Genomic DNA, 332 nt, shown 5'->3' with positions numbered 1-332 from the left:
GACTGGCCGAGGTTGACGTCCTCGTTGGGGTGCAGGTGCCGGTACTCCCCCTTGGCGTGTCCGAGCAGTTCCAAGGCCCGGTTCGCGATGACCTCGTTGGCGTTCATGTTCGTCGAGGTGCCGGCTCCGCCCTGGATGACGTCGACGACGAACTGGTCGTGCAGCTTGCCCTCGCGTATCTCCCGGCAGGCCTCGACGATCGCGGCGGCCTTCCTCGGCTCCAGCAGGCCGAGCTCCTCGTTGGCGAGGGCGGCGGCCTCCTTGACGGCGGCGAGCGCGTCGATCAGGTGCGGATAGGCGGAGATCCGGGTGCCGGTGATGGGGAAGTTCTC

Annotated in this window: 1 protein-coding gene; it reads right to left on the bottom strand. The window is 68.1% G+C overall.

Annotation, left to right across the window (positions count from 1 at the left end; genetic code table 11):
- Positions 1–332: lyase family protein (locus ACWBNA_RS47910; RefSeq protein ID WP_482710896.1), on the bottom strand; the 332-nt coding region annotated here is incomplete at both ends.

This window comes from Streptomyces sp. Q2 (genome assembly GCF_056820935.1).
Note: the sequence above shows the minus strand (reverse complement) of the source record. Positions and strands in the feature narration are given on the sequence as shown.